Source organism: Streptomyces sp. NPDC030814, from assembly GCF_055572155.1.
Genome location: NZ_JBVIDX010000009.1, coordinates 165,182 through 185,139 on the forward strand (window position 1 = coordinate 165,182; position 19,958 = coordinate 185,139).

Here is a 19,958-nt window from a genome sequence, read left to right on the forward strand (position 1 = left end):
GTGCGAGTACTTCCCGACAGACGGATCCAAGGCGGCTGAAAGAGCGCCATACGGCAACGATCCGGACACCTTGAAAAAGTTCGTTGAGATTTGAACGGGGCGTCAGTTTCTCGCGTACTCGACGGTGTGAGCAGGAATCCCGTTACCGTCACCGTCGCGTATCACGTGGTGCCGGGGCGCGAGGCCGACTTCCACTCGTGGGGGTGGGCCGCGCTGCGTACGAGTGCGCGGCAACCGGGCTTTCTGGGGGGTGGCGTACTCGTCGACGGAGAGGCGGAATGGCATGTGGTCTACCGCTTTGACGGTGAGGATTCGGCCCGGACCTGGGAAAACTCCCCGGACTGGGCCCAGTGGGCGGCACGCGCCGAGGGGCTGGCCCGGGAGACCGGGCGCCGGAGCGTGACGGGCTCCAAGGCGTGGTTCGACTCCCAGACCACCCGGGAACCGGCGCCGGCCGCCCCGCGCCCGCCCCCGAAATGGAAACTCTGGCTGGTGAATATGAGTGCGGTCTTCCCACCCGTGCTCTTATTCAACCTGCTGGTCCTCCCTTATCTCACCGATCTCAATCCACTGTTTCGAACACTTCTGCTGTGTCTGTCCGTGACGGCCATCGTCACCTGGATTCTCATGCCGAGGCTCCAGCGGTTTCTCAAGAAATGGCTGTACCCGCCGCTGCAGGCGCTGCGCGGCCGGCACAAACGTCGGACCGCCTAGGTCCGAGAACGATCAGAGGGGGGTGAGCGGGTTGAAGACCCTGCTCATCGACAATTATGACTCGTACACGTACAACCTGTTCCAGCTGATCGCCGAGGTCAACGGCGAGGAACCGGTGGTCGTGCTCAACGACGCCTCGCCCGACGACATTCCGGAACTCCGGGAAGTCGACAACGTCGTGGTCTCGCCCGGGCCCGGCCACCCCGCGGAGCCGCGTGACTTCGGCATCGCCGCACAGGTCATCGCCGAGGCCGCCATCCCCGTGCTGGGCGTCTGCCTGGGCCACCAGGGCATCGCGGTGGGGGAGCGGGCCGACGTCGAGCCGGCCCCGTGGCCCCGTCACGGACATCTCTCCACGGTCCGGCACGACGGCCGTGACCTGTTCCGCGGACTGCCGCAGAACTTCACCGTCGTCCGCTACCACTCGCTGTGCGTGCGCGAGCCGCTGCCGCCGACCCTGGAGGCCACCGCCTGGTCCGAGGACGGCGTCCTCATGGGCCTGCGCCACCGCGAACGGCCGCTGTGGGGCGTGCAGTTCCACCCGGAGTCCGTCCTCACCGACCACGGCCACCGCCTCCTGGTCAACTTCCGCGACCTCACGGAGGAACGAGCCGGCGGCCTCCGTACGAGAAACCCCCGAGTCGCCGTCACCACCCCGCCCAGGAGCACCCCGGTCACCGCGCCGGCCCGCACGGAGACCACCGCCGTCACCCCCCTCTCCGGCGCGATCCCCCGCCCCCGGCGGGCCCTGGGCCCCGCGTACCGGCTGCACACCCGCCGCATCGCCACCGCCGTCGACGCCGAGGCCGCCTTCACCCGGATGCACGCCGACGAGCCGCGCGCCTTCTGGCTGGACAGCTCCCGCGTCGAGGAGGGCCTGTCCCGGTTCTCGTTCTTCGGCGACGGCAGTGGCCCCCTCGCCGAACTCGTCCGCTACGACGTCGACAGCGGCGTCTGCGAGATCGAGCGGGAGGGACGGCCCACCCGCCGGGTCCGGGCGAGCGTCTACGACTATCTGAAACGGCAGCTGGCGAGCCGCAAGGTCGACGCGGCGGGCCTCCCCTTCGACTTCACCGGCGGATACGTCGGCTACTTCGGCTACGAGCTCAAGGCCGACGGCGGTTCCCCGAACCGCCACACCGCCGACACCCCCGACGCCTGCTGGCTCTTCGCGGACCGGCTGATCGCCGTCGACCACCAGGAGGGCCACACCTACGCCGTCTGCCTGGCCGAGGACACCCCGGCCGCCGCCCGCGAGGCCGGCGACTGGCTCGACACAGCGCTCGCCCAGCTGACCTTCGTCGCCTCGAACCCCACCCTGCCCCTGAGGTCGTCGACGCCCTATCCGCGCGCCGCCGAACCCTGGCTCGTCCGCGACCGCGCCACCTACTTCGCCGACATCGACGCCTGCAAGGCGGAACTGCACGCGGGCACCAGCTACGAGATCTGTCTGACCAACGCAGCCCGTTTACCCGCCCCGTACGATCCCTACGACTTCTACCGGGCGCTGCGACGCGTCAACCCCGCCCCGTACGCGGCCTTCCTCAGGTTCGGCGACCTCGACATCGCGGGCTCCTCGCCCGAACGCTTCCTGCGGATCACCCGCGACGGCGTCGCCGAGGCCAAACCCATCAAGGGCACCGCCCCGCGAGGCGCCACGCCTGAGGAGGACGACCGGCTGCGGGACGCACTCGCCGCGGACGCCAAGACCCGCGCCGAGAACCTGATGATCGTCGACCTGCTCCGCAACGACCTCGGCCGGGTCTCGCGGACCGGCACGGTGCGCGTCTCCCGCCTCATGGCCACCGAGACCTACGCCACCGTGCACCAGCTCGTCTCCACCGTCGAGGGACGGCTGCGCGAGGGCACCGACGCCGTGGACTGCGTCCGGGCCTGCTTCCCGGGCGGCTCCATGACCGGGGCACCCAAGCTGCGCACGATGGAGATCATCGACTCCCTGGAGACCGAGGCACGCGGCGTGTACTCGGGCTCCCTCGGCTACCTCGGGTGCGGTGGCGGCGCCGACCTCAACATCGTCATCCGCACCGCCGTCTTCCAGGGCGGACGTATGCACCTGGGAGCCGGCGGCGCGATCGTCCTCGACTCCCACCCGGCCGCCGAGTACGACGAGATGCTCCTGAAGACCGCGGCACTGATGCGCGCCCACCGCGAACACGCCTCCGCCCCGGCCGTCACCGAGGAGACCACCCGATGACGACGACACCCCACCCCGCGCTGCTTCGGACCGCCGCGGGCATCCCCGCCCAACGGGCGGCCTCGGCGCCTCAGCCGGCCGACGCGGACGCCCCCGGAAACCTCGCAGCCCACCTGGCGGCCCTCGCCGAACGCCGCGGCTGGAGGGACCGCCCGGCCTTCCACCAGGGCCACCGGGCCCATTCCCACGGTGAGATCCACGACCTGGCGTCCCGCACCGCCACCGTCCTCCACGACCACGGAGTCCGCCCCGGAGACCGGGTCCTGCTGGCCCTGCCCGACTCCGTGGCCTGGGTGACGGCCTTCCTGGCCACGGCCCGCCTGGGCGCGGTCGCGGTCCTGGCCAACCCGGAACTGCCGCCGCCCGAGATCCAGTTCATGGCACAGGACACGGAGGCGGTCCTCTGGGTGACGGGCCCGCGCCTGGACGCCCGTGTCCCGGCCGGTACGGCGCGGTGCCTCGGTTCCGACCAGCTGACCGCGCTGAGTGCGACGGCGAAGCCCTGGGACACGGCACACCCGGTGGACGCCCACACCCCGCTCTACATCCAGTACACCTCCGGTACCACGGGCCGCCCCAAGGGCGTCGTCCACGTCCACGGCGACCCCAGGACCTACCACGACCTCATCGGCCGCCGGGTCCTGCGCATCACCCCGGACGACGTCACCCTCTCCGTCTCCCGGCTCTACTTCGCCTACGGCTTCGGCAACGCGTTCGTCTTCCCCCTCTTCTCCGGCTCCAGCGCGGTCCTCACCGACCGTCGCCCCACCCCGGCGACCGTGGACGAACTGGTCGCCCGCCACCGCGTGACCCTGCTGTACTCGGTGCCGTCGGCGTACGCCGCCCTCGTCGCCGACCGCGCGGACGGCCACGAGAACTGCTTCGCCTCGGTACGCGCGGCGGTCTCCGCCGGTGAGGGCATGCCCGCCGGCATCGGGAAGCAGGTCACCGAACTGCTGGGCGCGCCCGTCCTGGAGCAGATCGGCTCCACGGAGGCGGGCCACGCGTTCTGCGCCAACGGCTTCGACCACAACCACCCCGGCACGGTCGGCCGGCCCGTACCCGGCTTCGAGATCGAGCTGCGCGACCGTGCCGGGAACCCCGTGCCCGACGGCGAGACCGGTGAACTCTGGGTGCGCGGGCCGACGGTGACGCCCGGATACCTCAACCGGCCCGAGGAGACCGAGCGGGCCCTCGTCGGCGGCTGGCTGGGCACCCGGGACCGGGCCCGCCGCGAACCCGACGGCACCTACCGGCACCTGGGCCGGGCCGACGACATGGAGATGGTCGGCGGCATCACCGTCTCCCCGCTGGAGGTGGAGGCCCTGCTACGCACCCACCCCGGGGTACGGGACGTCGCCGTCGTGGCCGTCACCGACGAACGCGGCGCGAGCCGTCTGCGGGCCTTCGTCGTGCCCGTCCCGCCCATCGCGGTGGGCCTGGAGGCCGAACTCATCTGCAAGGCCCGCGACAACCTCGCCGCCTTCAAGGTCCCCCGCAGCGTGAGCTTCGTGCCCACCCTGCCCCGCACGGCGACCGGCAAGCTCCGCCGGCACCTCGTCCGCCAAGGAGCGTGGTGAGCCATGGCCGAGGCTTCCGCCGCCCCCGCCCCCGCAGAAAGGTTGGGCCCCATGCGACACCAGCAGCAGGCCGGGCAGAGCGCGTCGCCCGCCCTGACCGGGCGCGGCTTCTACCTGGGTTCGATGCTCAGAGAGGCCGCCGACCGCCACGGGCATGTCTTCGTCACCCTCGACCGGCCCCTCGACGCGGCCCCCGCCCTCGGGACCGACCTCACGTACACGGTCCTCGCCGACCTGGTCGACGACCTCTCCGGCCGCCTCTGGGAAGCGGGCGTGCGCCCCTCCGAGGAGGTCGTCGTCCACAAGACGGACAACGTCGACATCGTCTTGCTGACCTGCGCGGTCTCCCGTATCGGCGCAGTCCCGGTCCTGCTGTCGCCCGGACTCGCGGGCCCCGTCGTCGAACAGCTCATCGAACGTCTGCACAAGCCGTGGCTGATCACCGACCGGGCCAAGCTCGAGGGTCCGCTGCGCGACATCGACCTCACCGGCGTCGTCCGGCGCATCCTCTGCGTCGACGACGCCCCGGGCGCCGAACCGCTGGAGAAGTACGCGGGCGCGGCAGTCCCCGCCGCTGTACGCCTCCACCCCCGTGAACCCTCCCTGATCACCCACAGCTCCGGCACCACCGGCGTCCCCAAGCTCGCCGTGCACTGCCCCCACACCATGTGGAACCGGCTCGTCCCGCAGAAGGCCATGGGCTGGCCCACCCGGGGCGAGACCGCCGCGCTGCACATGTCGTTCGTGCACTCGCGCTTCTACCATCTGCTCGGCGTCCTGCTGCACTTCGGCAGCCCGCTCGTCCTCATCGTCGACCCGGAGCCGGCGAACGTGGGACCGCTACTGGCCCGCCACCGCCCCGGCATCGTCGAGACCCACCCCAACACCTTCGTCCTGTGGGAGGAGTTGGCCGACGCGCCCGGCGCCCCCCTGTCCCGCGTCCGCTCCTACGGCTCCACCTTCGACGCCATCCACCCGCGGACGGTGCGGCGGCTGCTGGACGCCTCCAAGCGGCGCTCACCCTGGCTGATCCAGCTGTACGGGCAGAGCGAGACCGGCCCGGTCGCCTTCCAGTGGTTCACCCGACGCAGCGCCGCCCGCGCGGACGGACGCCGGGTCGGCATCGGCATCCCCGGCTTCACCCGCGTCCGAGTCGCCGACGAGACGGGCCGCCGGGTCGCCCCCGGCACCCCCGGCCGCATCGAGGCCCGCACCCGCGGCCGCATCCTCACCTACCTCGGCGCCCGTGACCAGTATCTGCGCCAACTCGACGGCGACTGGTGGCAGATGGGCGACATGGGCTACCAGAGCCGCTGGGGCGCCCTGCACCTCATCGACCGCGAGATCGACCAGATCGACTCCGTGCACAGCAACCTGGAGGTCGAGGACACCCTGATGTCCCGCCTGGAGGAACTGCGCGAGGTCGTCGTCGTCCCCGGGGCCGACCGCGAACCCGTCCCGGTGGTCTGCGTACGCGGTGAACACCCCCTGGACCTGAACCGCTGGCGGGAGGCCACCGCGGACCTGCCCGCCATGGCGGAGCCGAGGCAGTGGCGGTTCGAGGAACTGCCCATGACCTCCACCTGGAAGGTCAAGCGGGTCGAGATCACCCGCATGCTCACCGAAGGCGTCCGCACATGACGACCCCGGTACTCGTCGTGGGCGCCGGCCCGGTCGGCCTCTCCGCCGCCCTCGCCCTGCGCGCCCACGACCTCCCCGTCGTCCTGCTCGAAGCCGACCCCGAGGACCGCGAACGCCCCGGCAGCCGCGCCCTGTTCGTTCACCGCGAGACCCTCGAACTGCTGGAGGGGATGCGCCCCGGACTCGCGGTGCGGATCGCCGCGTTCGGTCAGACCTGGCACACCAAGCGGACCCTCTACCGGGGCCGCGAGGTCTATGCGCGCACCTTCCCGCCGCCCGTCGGCACCCCGCCCTTCACCAGCCTCCGCCAGGTCGACACCGAGCGCTTCCTGCGCGCCGCCTGCGAGGACGCCGGGGTGGAGTTCGTGTGGGACGCGCGGATCACCGGTGTGCACACGGACCGGGCCGGGGTGCGGCTGACCGACGCAGGCGGCCGCAGCTGGACGGGCACCCACGCCGTCGCCGCCGACGGCGCCCGCTCCGCCGTGCGACGCGAAATGGGCATCCCCCTGGAGGGCACCCACGGCGAGGGCTTCCATGTCGTCGTCGACGTCGCCGACATCCCCGGCGCCGAGCTGCCCCTGGAGCGGGTCTTCCACTACGAGCACCCGGCGCTCGGCGGCCGCAGCGTCATGCGGGTGCCCTTCACCGGCGGCTTCCAGCTCGACCTGCAGTGCCGGGACGACGACACCGACGAGGAGTACGGCACCGACGAGGCCGTACGCCGCTGGCTGCCCGAGGTCGTCGGCGACGGCTACGGCGACCGTGTCCTGTGGGTCTCCACCTACCGATTCCTGCGCAAGGTCGCCGCAGTCTTCACCGACCCGCACCGCCGGGTGCTGCTCGCCGGTGAGGCCGCCCATCTCTTCCCGCCGTTCGGGGCGCGCGGCATGAACAGCGGGATCGCGGACGCGGCCGCCGCGGCGCGGGCGATCGCCGACGGTACGCCCGAGGCCGTCGCCGGCTTCGCCGAGGTCCGGCGCGCGGCGGGCCTGTTCAACAGCGCCGCCGCCGGCACCGCCCTGGACCATCTGCGACCCCGGCGCCGTATCGTCCGCGTCAAGCAGCGCGCGGCGGCGGCCCTCGCCCCCGTCCTACCCCGGTGCGGCGCCTGGCTGGAACACGCGCCGTACGGCCCCCGGCACGGCGCCCCGGCTGTCGCGGGCCGGAAGTACTGAATCGGACATGAGCAAACAGGAGTACTGAGTGACACAACCGGCCATCGCGGAAGGTCTGTCGACCTGGTCCCCCGAGCACGGACTGACCCCCGGTCCGGCCCAGGGCGGACGCCTTCTCGTCGCGGACTCATGGTTGTTGCGCGACGGGCGGGTGCGCGGTTTCGACCGGCACAGGGAGCGGTTCCTGCGGTCCTGCGGCGAGTGCGGGGCATCGCTGCTCGGCCGGGTGGTCGACTTCTGGACCGATATGACGGCCGCCCTGCCACGCTGGGGTGAGTGGTTCCCCCGGGTGGAACTCGCCGCCGGATCACTGGAGTTGCGCCTGCTGCTGCGGCACGCCCCGCCCCTCGGGTCAGAAGTGCGGGTGTGGGCGGCCGGCCAGCCCGACCCGCGCACCGTGCCCCGCCGCAAGGGCCCCGACCTGGACGCCCTGGCCCGGGTACGCGGTCGGGCCTCCGGCGCACAGGCCGACGACGCCGTACTGATCGCCCCCTCCGGGCTGGTCCTGGAGGCCGCCAGCTCCAGCCTGCTGTGGTGGGAGGACGACACCCTCTGTCTGCCGCCGCCCCGGCTGCCGGTCCTCCCCGGAGTGACCGTGGCGCTCCTCCTGGAGCGGGCGGCCCGCACCGGGGTCCCGGTCGCCCACCGCGAGCGCTCCCTTGCCGACCTGGACGGCCGGGAGGTGTGGCTCGTCAACGCCCTCCACGGGATCCGCCCCGTCGCCGCCTGGACCGGCAGACCCATGACCGCCGGCCGAGCCGTGCACGCCCCGAAATGGCGGAAATGGCTGGACAGCATTATGGAGCCGCTGCCGGAAACATAAGAAACACCGGAGTACACCGGAGCAAGGACAAGCGCCGGGCCGAATGAAAACGGCCCGGCGTATTCAGCGCTGCACTACATGTGAAATTTCACTTCTGAGTCGGCTGATAGGCCCCGGGGGTCATACGGGTCGCAATCGCGATCCGGTTGTACGCGTTGATCACGGTGGCCGCCCAGATCAGTGCCGCGAGCTGCTCGTCGTCGAACACCTCGGCCGCGGCCCGGTAGACGTCGTCCGGGACCTGCCCGTCGTTCACCGAGGTCACGGCCTCGGTGAGGGCGAGTGCGGCCCGTTCCCGGGCGGTGAAGAAGGGGGTTTCACGCCAGGCGCTCAGCGCGTAGATCCGCTGCTCCGTCTCGCCCTGGGCGCGGGCGTCCTTGGTGTGCATGTCCAGACAGAAGGCGCAGCCGTTGATCTGGGAGGCGCGAATGCGGATCAGTTCGAGGATCTCCGGCTCGACCTTCGCGTCCCGTGCCGCCAAAACGGCGGCGGAGTGCAGGGAGCCCATTGCCGCGGACACATCCGGGGTGATTTTCTTGAGGGCCACGCGAGATATGGAATCGCTGTTGCTCATGGGGAGAACTCTATATGCGAATTACTCGCCGTGTAACTGTTTCGTCTCGAAGCGAGCCGCACCACAACCGCCGGCCCGTGCCGTCTGTCTACCCCCACACAACCTACATAGCGTGTGAAAGGGAAAGGTCCGCCATGGGGGACATGGGAAGAAGAGGCGCGATCGCACTCACCGTCACCGGGCTGCTGGCGCCGCTCACGCTCGCGCTGGGGGCCGCGCCGGCGCAGGCGGCGAGTTGTACGACGTCAACCGGCCCGTACCAGAAGCAGGTCGAGAAGTTCCTCGGCCGACCGGTCGACGGCCGGCAGTCCGCCGCCGACTGCCAGGCCATCAAGGCCTTCCAGACCAAGCACGGCATCACCCCGAACATCGGCTACGCGGGCTCCGTCACCTGGGGCGTGATGGACCTGATGAACAAGCAGAAGGCCGTCGGCAAGAACCCGAACCGTGCCGGTAAGTGCCCGGTCAACAAGGGCCGCATCGCCTGCGTCGACCTGACGCTCCAGCTGAGCTGGATCCAGGACGGCGGCAAGCTCGTCTACGGGCCCGTGCCCGTCCGCACCGGCCGTGACGGCTACGAGACCCGCACAGGCCTGAAGAAGATCTACTGGCGGCACATCGACCACGTGTCGTCGATCTACCACGTGCCGATGCCGTACAGCCAGTTCTTCGACGGCGGACAGGCCTTCCACGCCGCCGCCGTCAGCATGTGGAACCCGCCCGGCTCCCGCGGCTGCGTCAACCTGACGAAGGCCGACGCCAAGAAGTACTGGTCGCTGCTGAAGAAGGGCGACGACGTCTTCGTCTACGGCCGCAAGCCGGGCACCTGACACACCGCCAGGAGCCCGGCCGACGGACCGCCGTGAGCATCACGCCTCGGGCGCGTCCCCGAAGTCCGGGATCTCCAGCCGCACTCCACCCTGCCGCGCGGACTCGTGCGCGATGATCCCCGGCAGGGTGTAACGGGCCGCCACCCATGCGTTGACCGACGGCAGGGTCCGTGTGTTCACGGCGGTCACGAAGTCGTCCACCAGGAAGTGGTGGCTGCCCTCGTGGCCGTTGTGCAGGTTGTCGAACACCCGCGGCAGCCGCGACCGGTCGTGCACCGGCGCCGATCCGGAGGTGAACGCGGCCCGCAGGTCCGGCGCGATGTGCTGGAGGGAGGGATCGTCGGGGGACAACGTCGGCTTGGGCTCGAGCAGCTCGCTGATGTCCTTCACCCCCTTCTTGTCCTGCCACAGCGCCACCGTGGCGAGTTGCGCCATGCTCGCCTCCGTCCCGAAGGACCCGACCGCTCTCGCTGCCAGTTGGCTGCCGCTCAGCACCGGAGAACGCGCGGTGGCGATCGAGGTGCTCGTGCACGGCCCGCTCTCGCGCACCGACCTCGCCCGGCGTCTCGGCCTGTCCGCGGGCAGCCTCACCCGGCTGACCAAACCGCTGATCGAGTCCGGGCTCCTGGCCGAGACCGCCGAGGGCGCCGCACTCCCCGAGGCCCGGCAGGGGCGCCCCTCCCAGCCGCTGGACATCGTCGCCGAGTCCCGCACCTTCATCGGCTTCAAGATCACCGACGGCATGGTGTACGGCGTGGTCACCACCCTCAGGAGCGAGATCGTCGCCCGCCACGACCGCCCGCTGACCTCGCGCGAGCCCGAGCGGGTCGCCGACCTCCTCGCGGAGATGGTCGGTGAACTGGCAGGCCGCCACCCCTCTCTCGCGGGCATCGGCATCGGAGTCGGCGGACTCGTCGAGCATCAGGCCGTGGTCGGCGAGTCACCCTTCCTGCTGTGGCGCGACGTCCCGCTGGCCGGGCTCGTCGAGGAGCGCACCGGACTGCCCGTGGTCGTGGAGAACGACGTGGCCGCATTCGTCGAGGCCGAGACCTGGTTCGGCGCGGGCCGCGGTCTCGACCGGTTCGTCGTCCTCACCATCGGCGCGGGTCTCGGCTACGGACTCGTCCTCGGCGGCCAGCGGGTCTCCTGCGCCGAGGAGGACCGGGGCTTCGGGCGCCACTGGATCGTGGACCCCGCCGGCCCGTCTCACCCCCAGCGGTGAACGCGGCAGCGCCGTGTCGATGCTGACCACCTCGGCCATCCGCTACCAGGTCCGGGCCGCGACCGGGCGCGAGGTGGCGTACGAGGAGATCCTCGCGGGGGCGGCCGCCGGCGACCCGATGTGCGCGCGGGTCATCGGCGAGGCCGCACGCGCTCTGGGCACGCTCGTGGCCCAGATCGCCAACTTCGTCATGCCGCAGAAGATCCTGCTCGCCGGGGAAGGGGTCGGGCTGATGGAGGTGGCGGGCACGGCGGTGGACGACGCCGTGCGCGCCAACCGGCACCCCCGGGCCGCGCCGGTCCCCCTGGAGACCAAGGTGTCCGACTTCCATGACTGGGCCAGGGGCGCCGCCGTGCTTGCCATCCAGGTCCTCGTGCTGGGGGCCGCACAGGCCCAGGGCCCTTCTGATGGATCTCCGCGCCGTCACGACGCCGGAGATCCATCAGAAGGGCCCTAAACGCAGAGTGATCAGCTTCACGGTCCGTAATGTCGGAAGTGGAACCTTTACTCACATCGGCTTCACGTGTGGCGACATATGGTTTACAGCATGTCCACTACCCCTGATGTCGTCCTGGAAAGAGCGGAAAGACCGGTACGAACGGCCGCCGAGGTCAACGAGGAGATCCGGGCACTCTGGTTCCGGAGCGGCGGGACGTTGAACAGGGAGCAGCGCAGCGAGTACGAGCGACTCGTCCTCGAATGGGCCGCGGCCCAGTAGTTCTCCGGCCGCGGCACCGTCCGTGGCTGATGTCGTGGCGGGGCGCTCAGCTCCAGCTCTGCGAATACTGACGGCGGTAGGCCGCCCGATCCTGTTCCGTGCGGATGAAGCGGGTCGCCGCCAGGGCGACCAGACTGCCGGCGACGACCAGGAGGCCCGGACCCACATTGCGCGGGTCGGCGAGACGGTCGATCAGATCCGACGCGGCCCCCGAGGCGTCCACCGGCCCCACCGCCCCCGGCTCCACGGCACCCGGCGCGCCGGCGCCCTGCTCGGCGTCGTCGGAGGGGGCGTCGGCTCCGGCGGTCGCCTGGGCCTGGGGGACACCCGCCAGCTGGACGTTCAACTCGTCCAGGGCGTCCCTGAGCGGCTGGAAGAACGTCGTCCCACCCTGCGTGCAGTCACCGTTGCCGCCCGAGGTGACCCCGAGCGCCACGCCCTCCGAGAAGAGCGGGCCCCCGCTGTCGCCGGGCTCCGCGCACACCGTCGTCTCGATGAGCCCGGAGACCGTGCCCTCCGGGTAATTGACCGTCGCGTCGAGGCCGGTCACCTCACCGTTGCGGAAACCGCTCGTGCTGCCGCTGCGGAACACCCGCTGACCGACCGCCGCGTCACCGATCCCCGTGATCCGCACCCCGCGCCCGTCGCCGACGGCGACGACATTGCTCGCGTTGCTCGGCGCGTCCTTGAGGTACTGCACGAGCGAGAAGTCGGCGCCGGGGAAGCTCGACTCGACGGTACGGCCGATCTCCTCCCGGCCCTGGTTGTCCGAGAACCACACGGAGCCCGCCGGACCGCAGTGCCCGGCGGTCAGCATGAACGCGTTCTCGCCGTCGGTGACGTTGAAGCCGATCGAACAGCGCCCGCCGGTGCCGAAGATCGGCTGCGCGCCGTTGAGCCGCATCGTGTACGCGCCCTTGGTCCGCTCCATCCGCACCGGGCCGCCTATCTCCTCGGCCAGATCGGTCAGCTTGGCCCAGTCGCCCTTGGAGACCGTGCTGTCGGCGCGCACCACGACCTCGTTGGACGCCGGGTCGATGGCCCAGGAGGTGCCCGGGACGCGGGGTGCCGACCGCAGGGCCGCGGTGGCGGACTTCAGCTCCTTGCCGCTGTACTCGACCATCTTGGGGCGGGCGCCCGCCTTCTTCACCTCGGCCGCCGCCTCCTCGTCGGTGACCGCGACGACCGGTCGCCCGTCGTCGGCGATCCAGGTGCCCGCCGTACGGGAGGAGCCGAGCCTGCTCACCAGACCCGTGCCCGTACCGGAGGCCGCCAGCACCGAACTGCGGGTCGTGGGCGGCGCGGTGGTGGTTTCGGTCGCCATCGCCGCCTGGGTGACCATCAGGCCCCCGCAGAGCAGTCCTCCCACGGCCGTAAGCCGTGCCACTCGCTTCACGACTCGTCGTCGTGCGTGCCTCATTACCTGGCTCCCGAACCCCGTACGACACGGCGTCAACACCGCGAGGGCGTCCGGTCCTTGAGCGCCCTTCTCACATACGTGCGGTGACGGGCGCGTGTTCACCAGTCGGCGTCGACATACCCCAACGTCCGGTTCATGGCGATCGCCCGCGTGTTGCCGGGGTGGTGGACCGTGCGGACCAGGCTGACCCCGCACAGGCCGGCGAACCCGATGCCGAACGTCTTCATCGCGACGGAGATGCCCCGGCCCCGGTGTTCGGCCCGCACCCCCGTCATCTCGTTGAAGACGAACCCGGACCGGCGCCGGTCCGACGTCGCCGCCATCCCGACCCACCGCTCGCCGTCCAGGGCCAGGACGACACCGCGCGGATCGTAGGCGGGAACCTCGAAGCGGAGCCGGTGGTACTCCTCGTAGCCGTAGAACTCGCCGCGGCCCGGGATGTCCGCCGAGCACTCCTTGTTGAGTGCGTACAAAGCGCGGCGGTGCTCCGGGGTGTCGCCGAGTTCCGAGAGCGTGGTCAACCGGATGCCGGACGTCCGGCACTTGTCGACGTACGGCTGGAAACGGGCCAGGTCGAAGTCGGTCACGTCCAGTTGGAGCCTGACCCGGTCGGTCGTCATCGGCGCTTGGCCCCCACCCCGCAGTACATGGCGACTTCCTCCGGTTCTCCGGGGGCGTCACCGGTGGTCTCCGGACGCCAGCGCGTGCACGACACCACGCCCGGTTCGAGGAGGTCCAGCCCGTCGAAGAAGCGGGCGACCGCCTGTGGGGTGCGCTGGTTCAGCCGCGGGGTGCCGTGCACGTTCCACCAGGCCGCCGCGGCGTCGACATCGGCCCATCCCGGGCCGGTGATGGTGTGCGACAGCACCAGATGGCTGCCCGCGGGCAGGGCGTCCATCAGACGGCGCACGATGCCGTACGGGTCCTCGTCGTGGCCGACGAACGCCATCACGTCGAGCAGCAGCAGCGCGACCGGCCGGCTCAGGTCCAGGGTTCGCGCGGTGTGTTCGAGGACCGAGTCGACATTGCGCACGTCCTCGTCGACGTGGTCCGTACGGCCCTCGGGTGAACTGGTCAGCAGGGCGCGGGCGTGCACCAGGACCAGCGGGTCGTTGTCGACGTAGACCACGCGCGCGTCCGGCGCGATCCGCTGGGCCACCTCATGGGTGTTGTCCGCGGTCGGCAGCCCCGCGCCGATGTCCAGGAACTGCCGGATGCCCACCTCGGCGGTCAGATGCCGCACCGCCCGCCCGAGGAACTGCCGGTCCGCGCGGGCGTAGTCGTGGATGCTCGGATGCATCCGGCTGATCTCGTCCCCGGCTTTCCGGTCGACCTCGTAGTAGTCCCTGCCGCCGAGCCAGTAGTTCCAGATCCGCGCCGCGACCGGCCGGGTGGTGACGATACGGCTGTGCAGCGACGAGGAGGGGAAGTCCGAGGCTGCCGGGTTGTCCGTCACGGCGTCAGCTCCTGGATCTTCTGTGGAGGAAGCAGAGTCAAAGGGCAATGTAGACCTGTTGGTTGGGCTTTGCCGAGCCTTCTGCGATCTTCTCGGCGACCCGGTTCCCTGCCCGCCCCGACTCCGCGTTTTTTCGAACGTCGAGACCCCTCTACCAATCAGTAACTCTCAGGTAGTCTCCCGGCCACTGATGGGCATGACCATGACGAGTGCGGCGACGGTTCGAACGACCTCGCCGCTTTCACATGCGAAGGGGACGAACATGACAGCTAGCGGTGTGGGACGCCGCGTCACGACGGTCGCCGCGGTGGCCGTCCTCGGTCTGGGCGGTTCGCTGACCGCCGCGGTGCCGGCGGCCGCCGCCCCGAGCCGGGCCGCGGTGAGCGCTGCCGCGGCCACCGAGGTCGACTACGCCACCTGGCAGAAGGACGTGAAGGCCGTCGTCGACACGGCGACGCCCTATGTCCAGCAGCGCACCACGAACACGTCCGGGCGCAAGCTCGCCATCGTCTTCGACATCGACAACACCGCCCTGGAGACGCATTACACGCCCTGGTACAAGCTGCCCACCCCGGCGCTGAAGCCCTCCCTCCAGCTGGCCCAGTACGCCAAGTCCCGCGGCGTCGCCGTCTTCTTCGTCACCGCCCGCCCCGGCATCGTCGAGAGCCTCACCGAGTGGAACCTGAAGACCGTCGGCTACCCCGTCGACGGCCTCTACGTCCGTGACCTCCCCGACCTCTTCGCGGAGGTCTCCGCCTACAAGACCGCCTCGCGTGCGGACATCGAGTCGGACGGCTACACGATCATCGCCAACGTCGGCAACAACACCACCGACCTGGTGGGCGGCCACGCCGAGCGCACGTTCAAGCTCCCCGACTACGACGGCCTGCTGGACTGACGCCGCCACGTCCTCGCGAGCCGCTCATCGCGGTACGGCCGCCGGTCCGTCGCCGGCGGCCGTACACCTGGGGTCCCGTTCGTTCGGATCATGCCGACTTCGGCTAGGGTGCCTTGGCTCTGCACCATGACCGGTCGGCGCCCGGCACAGGACTGGGCGCCGCCTCCAGCGCACGGAGCGGTGCCCGGGCGTGTCGTTCACCGCGCCGGCTTCCACCTCGGGGGAGACGGTCGTGGGACGGGCGGAGTTGTACCGCCGCGGTGACGGCGGGAAGGGCCGGGCGGTGGGGCAGGGGCTACGCCTACGGCCTTGCGGGACCGGCGACCGACCACGGCGTCGATGCCGACCCCGAGCCCTCTGTCGCGCCGCTCACTGCGTACGTTCGCCGCACGGGCCTTCGCCGAACGCACCCTGGCCCTGTCCACCAACCTCGACGACAACGCCACGATGCAACTGTGCTGGTGCCTCACGCGGCCGCGTACAGGGCCGTTCACCTGAGTTCGGGTTCCGAGCCCCTCGCGGCACACCTGAGCCCACGACGCGAACAGTGCAGGGCTCTTCGGAGGGCCCGGCTACCTTGCCCGCAACGCCCCGCGACCCGCCCCCGCGCCGGGCACGCCGGTCTCGCCGGTGTGCGGAAGTTCGGCTGCGGGCGTTCGTGCAGGTCACCACCTGCTATGGCCGAGTTGGGCCGCTGCTAATATCCGGCCACTCGGACGGTAGCTCGCACATCAACGTCCTGTCGTCCGCCCTGCCGCCATCCGTCATACGAGTCTCCCCGCATTCCTTCCTTCCCCGGCTTCCAGCTTCCCTCAATACCCGATCTCCTGTGGAGGAACCGAGTGGGCAGACGTGCCCTCATACGCGGCGGTGTCGCCGCCGCCACCTCGCTCACCCTGGCCATGGCCCCCGGACCGCTGACCCTCGACGCACACGCGGACGGGGCCGCCGAGGTGGTCATCCCGGCGGATACGTCGCTGCGGCCCCAGACCGCCCTGTTCAGCGCGGGACCCTCGGGGTTCCTGCGCTATGAACCCGGACGCGGCCACGTTTGGACCACCTACACCGGTGAGGACACGGTGGTGGACTCCTCGGCCGCCGAGGTCTGGGGGATACCGGAGTTCGGCGCCGGTTCGGACGTCGTCGCCCGCTACGACGACGACGCGCAGACCGTGACGCTGCGGGACATGGCGGCAGGGGGGACGGCCAGGACGATCCCGCTCCCGGACCGGCACACCTACCAGGGGACGCTCGGGCGGACCGTCGTGACAACCGCCTGGTCGGGGACGGGCGACGACCTGACGTGGCACCTGTTCGACCTCCAGGAAGACGGTACGGTGCGCGACCGCACCGTGTCGGGCGTCCCCACGGGCATCACCTCGGTGACCAGCGGCGACTCACCCGTGGCCGACGCCCACGGCATGGTGGTCCTGTACAAGGCCGACGGGACGTTCCGGCGCGGCTGGCTCGACGCCGACGAGGGCCGGCTGGTCGAGCTGCCCCACGACCCGAGCGGTAACGGCAGCGGGAACGTGGTCCTCACCTCCACCCATCTGCTGTCGTGGGACGGTACCGCCGTCTCCGTCTACTCCCGCGACGACCTGAACACCGCCGTCCGTACCGTGCCCCTGGCGAACGACGGGCCGACGCACCTGCTGGGCATGGTCGGCGACGCGCTTCTGGTCTCCCGCTACGACTCCTCGCTGGGCGCCATGGACGGCTCCCTGCCCGTCTGGCGCGTCGACGCGCTCGCCACCGACGGCTCGACGACGGGGACCGTACTTGCCCGGTCGCGCAGTCTCTCCCTCGCCGTCCCCACCCCCGACGGCGGCCTTCTGGTGCCCGGCAGCGGCCCCGACACCGCCGACTGGGGAGTCAACCTGGTCCGCGCGGGCGCCGACGGCGCCCCCGTGGTCAGGAAGGTCGCAGCCGCCGAACTGAAGCCCGTGGCCGACCCCGTGCAGGAACTCACCCTGGCGGGCGGCCGGCTGACCGTGACCGAACACGACTGGGACCGGGGGCGTACGTACATGTACGGCCGGACGGTCGACGTGACCGGCGACACCCTCACGGCAGGCTCACGCACAGCCCAGGGCGTCACCGACGACAACCCCTACCTGGTGGGCACCGGGGACGGCCGCACGGTGGTCTGGAACCAGTGGTCCTCGGGCGGCGACCGCGTGCCCCGGTTCGTGGGACCGGCGGGCTCGTTGCCCGGCACACCCGTCGATGCCGAGCACAACTACGTCCGGGTGTGGGAGGCCAGGGGACGGCACGTCGCGATGGCCACCGAGTACACCGACGAAGCCGGGTCGCAGACGCGGGTGATCGACCTCGGCACGGGCGACACGGTGCTGACCTCGCCGGAGCACGGCACGGCGATGTGGGGCACCACCCTGTGGGTGCGGGACGGCAACGACAGCGCTGCGCCGGTCGACGTCCGCACGGGCAGGCGCGGCGAATCGGTGTGGTTCGGACGAGGGTGCCTGCTGGAGGACCTGCAGGCGGCCGGGCGCTGGCTGCTGTGGTCGTGCGTGGGGTCGGTGGAGAGCCAGGGCGTCTACGACACCGTCGCGAAGACCAAGTTGACCCTCACCGCGGGAGACTGGGAGACCGCGAAGCTCGGTGACGGATTCGTCGTCACCGGTGTGGACGGCCAGTTCAAGGTCACCGACGTCCGCAGCGGCACGCCCGTGTCGCACTCGGCGGGGACCTTCCAGTCCGGGCAGCCCTGGGACGTCGACCCGTACACCGGCCTGATCGCGTACGTGGACGCCAAGGGCGACACCCACGTGGTGTCCAGCGGCGTCCCCGTCTCGGCGCTCACCCAGCTCGACTCGGCCGTCGCCGGCTCGGTCGATGTGAAGGGCGGCGCCGCGAGCTGGAGCCCCAGGTGGTGGCTGTCGAAGCCGGCTGCCTCCTGGCAGCTCGTGATCAGGAACAAGGCCACCGGTACGACCGTACGCACCCTGACCGGCGGTACGGCCCACGGCGTGATCCCGGCGTCGTGGAACGGCGAGGACGGCGCAGGCAAGCTGGTCGCCAACGGCGCGTATACCTGGGCGCTGACCGCAGCCCCGGCCGACGGACAGGGCACGGCCCTGACGAAGACCGGCACGGTGAAGGTCACCGGCGCGACCCCGGTCCGGCGGGACTTCGCCACCCCGGACGGCTTCGGCGAGCTGCTCACCCTCAACAGCTCGGGCGGACTGACGTACCAGTACGGCACCGGCACCGGCACACTCACCAGCAAGAAGACCGGCTCAGGATGGCCGACGAGCGCGAAGTTCGTGCCGTACGGCGACCTGAACGGCGACCGGTGCAACGACGTGCTCGTCCGCTACAGCAGCGGCACCCTGCGCGCCTACCGGCCCGCGTGCGGGGCGGCGGTTACCCCGTCGACGGCGTACACCTCGCTGGGCACGGGCTGGGACCAGTACGACGTGCTGACCTCGCCGGGCGACGTCAGCGGTGACGGCCGAGGGGACTTGATCGCCCGTCAGTCCTCGACGGGGGACGTCTACCTCTACAGGGCGACAAGCACGGGGAAGCTCTCGGCGCGGGTGAAGATCGCGTCCAAGTGGACGGGCTACAAGAAGGTCCTTGGAGCCGGTGACCTGAACGGCGACGGCCACGGCGATCTGCTGGCGCAGGACAAGTCGAACGAACTGTGGCGGTACGACGGCACCGCGATGAGCACGTTCAAGAGCCGGGTCAAGCTGTTCGACGACTGGGGCTCGTCGTACGACGTCGTTGTGGGCGTGGGCGACATCACCGGCGACGGCAAGGCCGACCTCGTGGCCCGCGACACCGCCGGCAACCTGTGGCGCTCCAACGGCACCGGCAAGGGCTCCTTCGGCAGCCGTACGAAGATCGCCACCGGCTGGCAGGGCTACAAGGGCGTGTTCTGAGCCGTGGTTCTCCGACGACTGACGACGGACAGCAAGGAGGCCCAGATCCCTGACCTGGGTCTCCTCGTGGAGCGGGTGACGGGAATCGAACTCGCGCTCTCAGCTTGGGAAGCTGCGATCATTTGCGGGCAGTTCGGTCGCTGACCTGGGCGGACGGCTGGGCTGTGGATTCATCGGGCACGGTGCTCTCCCAGTGGTTCCTCGCTGTTCCCTGCTCGATCTGGTGCGCTTGCGGTGCGGGGCCGATGGGCATCGCGGCCGTGGCTACGGTCGATCCATGCAGTGGATCACCTTGATCAGCACCATGGTCGGCGCGGCGATCGCCACAGGATCCGCCATGCTCCTGGACCGTCAACGGTGGAAGCGGGAGCGATTGGATCGCGAGGCCCAAGCGCGTCGCACCCTGTACGGGGACTACCTGGCCGGCCTCTCCGAGGCCCGTCACGCCTGCGGCAACATGGCTCGGGACCCGGACATGGAACCCTCGACGCGCCGCACCACGGCTCGCGAAGCGTTCGGGCCCTGCATCGGACTGAGGTACCAGATGACCATCAGCGCGCCCAGCCGCGTCGTAGAGGCTTCAGAGGATGCCTTCCGCCACCTGCGTGACCTCCGCGACCGGGTGATGGAGGGAGCCCTGGTCACTGATCCCCGGTACCTGGAGGGGCGCCGAACTTATGACGATGCGCTTGCTGTGCTTCGGACGCGCATGCGAGAAGACCTGCACGTCAGCGCAGACGGCACTGCGCCCTGAGGTTGGGAAGCTTGGGTCTTGTGG

16 protein-coding genes and 2 pseudogenes are annotated in these 19,958 nt (G+C 70.8%); 13 read left to right on the forward strand and 5 right to left on the reverse strand.

Annotated features, from left to right (window positions below):
* Positions 1–126: 126 nt before the first annotated feature.
* From ACZ43N_RS20805 to ACZ43N_RS20830, 6 genes are read left to right on the forward strand one after another with little or no spacing between them, the layout of a single operon-like run.
* Positions 127–714, forward strand: coding sequence for an antibiotic biosynthesis monooxygenase (locus tag ACZ43N_RS20805; RefSeq protein WP_468099261.1), 588 nt, complete (start codon positions 127–129; stop codon positions 712–714).
* A gap of 31 nt (positions 715–745) precedes the next feature.
* The gene (pabB, locus tag ACZ43N_RS20810; protein ID WP_468099480.1) at positions 746–2,929 is read left to right on the forward strand and encodes an aminodeoxychorismate synthase component I; all 2,184 of its coding nucleotides are present in this window, start codon (positions 746–748) and stop codon (positions 2,927–2,929) included.
* Entirely contained in the window at positions 2,926–4,509 is a 1,584-nt protein-coding gene (locus tag ACZ43N_RS20815; protein WP_468099263.1) for a benzoate-CoA ligase family protein, read from the forward strand. Before pabB ends, ACZ43N_RS20815 begins: the two co-directional genes overlap by 4 nt.
* Before the next feature lie 51 nt (positions 4,510–4,560).
* The gene (locus ACZ43N_RS20820; RefSeq protein WP_468099264.1) at positions 4,561–6,150 is read left to right on the forward strand and encodes a class I adenylate-forming enzyme family protein; all 1,590 of its coding nucleotides are present in this window, start codon (positions 4,561–4,563) and stop codon (positions 6,148–6,150) included.
* Complete coding sequence (locus ACZ43N_RS20825; protein WP_468099266.1) at positions 6,147–7,328, forward strand: FAD-dependent monooxygenase; 1,182 nt, start codon at positions 6,147–6,149, stop codon at positions 7,326–7,328. The genes ACZ43N_RS20820 and ACZ43N_RS20825 overlap by 4 nt, the downstream gene beginning before the upstream one ends.
* Before the next feature lie 28 nt (positions 7,329–7,356).
* On the forward strand, positions 7,357–8,151 hold the full coding sequence (locus ACZ43N_RS20830) for an aminotransferase class IV (RefSeq protein ID WP_468099267.1): 795 nt from the start codon (positions 7,357–7,359) through the stop codon (positions 8,149–8,151).
* 88 nt (positions 8,152–8,239) lie between these two features.
* On the opposite strand, the gene ACZ43N_RS20835 is transcribed toward ACZ43N_RS20830, so the two are convergent.
* The gene (locus tag ACZ43N_RS20835) at positions 8,240–8,725 is read right to left on the reverse strand and encodes a carboxymuconolactone decarboxylase family protein (RefSeq protein ID WP_468099269.1); all 486 of its coding nucleotides are present in this window, start codon (positions 8,723–8,725) and stop codon (positions 8,240–8,242) included.
* A 134-nt stretch (positions 8,726–8,859) separates the two neighbouring features.
* Between ACZ43N_RS20835 and ACZ43N_RS20840 the strand changes: the two genes are divergently transcribed.
* Complete coding sequence (locus ACZ43N_RS20840) at positions 8,860–9,555, forward strand: L,D-transpeptidase family protein (RefSeq protein WP_468099271.1); 696 nt, start codon at positions 8,860–8,862, stop codon at positions 9,553–9,555.
* Between the two features lie 39 nt (positions 9,556–9,594).
* Here ACZ43N_RS20840 and ACZ43N_RS20845 read toward each other — a convergent pair.
* Positions 9,595–10,008, reverse strand: a pseudogene (locus tag ACZ43N_RS20845) (gfo/Idh/MocA family oxidoreductase); the annotation flags it as partial.
* Between ACZ43N_RS20845 and ACZ43N_RS20850 the strand changes: the two are divergent.
* Positions 9,989–11,234 (forward strand): annotated as a pseudogene (locus tag ACZ43N_RS20850) (ROK family protein). The pseudogenes ACZ43N_RS20845 and ACZ43N_RS20850 sit on opposite strands and share 20 nt — an antisense overlap.
* Positions 11,235–11,312: 78 nt before the next feature.
* The gene (locus ACZ43N_RS20855) at positions 11,313–11,495 is read left to right on the forward strand and encodes a hypothetical protein (RefSeq protein ID WP_468099272.1); all 183 of its coding nucleotides are present in this window, start codon (positions 11,313–11,315) and stop codon (positions 11,493–11,495) included.
* 46 nt (positions 11,496–11,541) lie between these two features.
* Here ACZ43N_RS20855 and ACZ43N_RS20860 read toward each other — a convergent pair whose 3' ends face one another.
* From ACZ43N_RS20860 to ACZ43N_RS20870, 3 genes are all read right to left on the reverse strand, one after another.
* Positions 11,542–12,915 carry a S1 family peptidase gene (locus tag ACZ43N_RS20860; protein WP_468099273.1) on the reverse strand — a complete coding sequence of 458 codons (1,374 nt, stop codon included), beginning with the start codon at positions 12,913–12,915 and terminating at the stop codon, positions 11,542–11,544.
* Between the two features lie 98 nt (positions 12,916–13,013).
* On the reverse strand, positions 13,014–13,535 hold the full coding sequence (locus ACZ43N_RS20865) for a GNAT family N-acetyltransferase (RefSeq protein WP_468099274.1): 522 nt from the start codon (positions 13,533–13,535) through the stop codon (positions 13,014–13,016).
* Positions 13,532–14,371 (reverse strand): SAM-dependent methyltransferase, encoded by an 840-nt coding sequence (locus ACZ43N_RS20870; protein WP_468099275.1) that lies wholly within the window; start codon positions 14,369–14,371, stop codon positions 13,532–13,534. The genes ACZ43N_RS20865 and ACZ43N_RS20870 overlap by 4 nt, the downstream gene beginning before the upstream one ends.
* 262 nt (positions 14,372–14,633) lie before the next feature.
* On the opposite strand from ACZ43N_RS20870, the gene ACZ43N_RS20875 reads away from it, so the two are divergent.
* The 4 genes from ACZ43N_RS20875 to ACZ43N_RS20890 all read left to right on the forward strand — a co-directional run bounded on the left by ACZ43N_RS20875 (position 14,634) and on the right by ACZ43N_RS20890 (position 19,934).
* On the forward strand, positions 14,634–15,269 hold the full coding sequence (locus ACZ43N_RS20875) for an HAD family acid phosphatase (protein WP_468099276.1): 636 nt from the start codon (positions 14,634–14,636) through the stop codon (positions 15,267–15,269).
* A 339-nt stretch (positions 15,270–15,608) separates the two neighbouring features.
* On the forward strand, positions 15,609–15,767 hold the full coding sequence (locus ACZ43N_RS20880; protein ID WP_468099277.1) for a hypothetical protein: 159 nt from the start codon (positions 15,609–15,611) through the stop codon (positions 15,765–15,767).
* 344 nt (positions 15,768–16,111) lie between these two features.
* The gene (locus tag ACZ43N_RS20885) at positions 16,112–19,180 is read left to right on the forward strand and encodes an FG-GAP-like repeat-containing protein (RefSeq protein ID WP_468099279.1); all 3,069 of its coding nucleotides are present in this window, start codon (positions 16,112–16,114) and stop codon (positions 19,178–19,180) included.
* Positions 19,181–19,457: 277 nt separating this feature from the next.
* Entirely contained in the window at positions 19,458–19,934 is a 477-nt protein-coding gene (locus ACZ43N_RS20890) for a hypothetical protein (protein ID WP_468099280.1), read from the forward strand.
* The last annotated feature ends 24 nt before the right edge of the window (positions 19,935–19,958 follow it).

What these genes read in the sequence shown, in the direction of transcription:
- ACZ43N_RS20825 (WP_468099266.1), top strand. Translation starts at nt 6,147, where the DNA reads ATGACGACCCCGGTACTCGTCGTGGGCGCCGGCCCGGTCGGCCTCTCC.
- ACZ43N_RS20820 (WP_468099264.1), top strand. Translation starts at nt 4,561, where the DNA reads ATGCGACACCAGCAGCAGGCCGGGCAGAGCGCGTCGCCCGCCCTGACC.
- ACZ43N_RS20890 (WP_468099280.1), top strand. Translation starts at nt 19,458, where the DNA reads ATGCAGTGGATCACCTTGATCAGCACCATGGTCGGCGCGGCGATCGCC.
- ACZ43N_RS20815 (WP_468099263.1), top strand. Translation starts at nt 2,926, where the DNA reads ATGACGACGACACCCCACCCCGCGCTGCTTCGGACCGCCGCGGGCATC.
- ACZ43N_RS20855 (WP_468099272.1), top strand. Translation starts at nt 11,313, where the DNA reads ATGGTTTACAGCATGTCCACTACCCCTGATGTCGTCCTGGAAAGAGCG.
- ACZ43N_RS20865 (WP_468099274.1), bottom strand. Translation starts at nt 13,535, where the DNA reads ATGACGACCGACCGGGTCAGGCTCCAACTGGACGTGACCGACTTCGAC.
- ACZ43N_RS20840 (WP_468099271.1), top strand. Translation starts at nt 8,860, where the DNA reads ATGGGGGACATGGGAAGAAGAGGCGCGATCGCACTCACCGTCACCGGG.
- ACZ43N_RS20835 (WP_468099269.1), bottom strand. Translation starts at nt 8,725, where the DNA reads ATGAGCAACAGCGATTCCATATCTCGCGTGGCCCTCAAGAAAATCACC.
- ACZ43N_RS20860 (WP_468099273.1), bottom strand. Translation starts at nt 12,915, where the DNA reads ATGAGGCACGCACGACGACGAGTCGTGAAGCGAGTGGCACGGCTTACG.
- ACZ43N_RS20880 (WP_468099277.1), top strand. Translation starts at nt 15,609, where the DNA reads ATGCCGACCCCGAGCCCTCTGTCGCGCCGCTCACTGCGTACGTTCGCC.
- ACZ43N_RS20875 (WP_468099276.1), top strand. Translation starts at nt 14,634, where the DNA reads ATGACAGCTAGCGGTGTGGGACGCCGCGTCACGACGGTCGCCGCGGTG.